Origin of the sequence: Flavobacterium sp. CSZ (assembly GCF_015350725.1) — a bacterium.
Taxonomy (GTDB): Bacteria; Bacteroidota; Bacteroidia; order Flavobacteriales; family Flavobacteriaceae; genus Flavobacterium.
The window spans coordinates 1-362 of the sequence record NZ_JADKPQ010000071.1 but is presented as its reverse complement, the minus strand read 5'-3'; the positions used below and the strand labels follow the sequence as shown (position 1 = coordinate 362).

The following is a 362-nucleotide window of genomic DNA, read 5'->3' as shown; positions in this document are numbered from 1 at the left end:
GCTTCAGGCAAAATTAGCTGCTGATGCAAAAGCAAAAGCTGATATGGAGGCATTACAGGCAAAATTAATTGCCGATGCCCGAGTTAAAGCTGATGCAGAAGCAACTGCTAAAGCGAAAGCGGATGCCGAAGCGAAAAAATTACAAGAAGCAGAAGAGGCACGTTTGGCAAAATTAGCCGCAGACGAGAAAGCGAAGGCTGATGCAGAAGCTGCTGCCAAAGCTAAATTAGAAGCCGATGCTAAAGCGAAAGCCGATGCATTACAAGCAAAACTTGCTGCCGATGCTAAAGCCAACGCCGATGCCGAAGCATTACAAGCAAAACTTGCTGCTGATGCTAAAGCGAAAGCCGATGCAGAAGCTC

Annotated in this window: 1 pseudogene; it reads left to right on the top strand. The window is 47.0% G+C overall.

Going from position 1 to position 362, the window contains the following annotated elements:
- Positions 1 to 362 (top strand): annotated as a pseudogene (locus tag IRZ78_RS26040) (hypothetical protein); the annotation flags it as partial.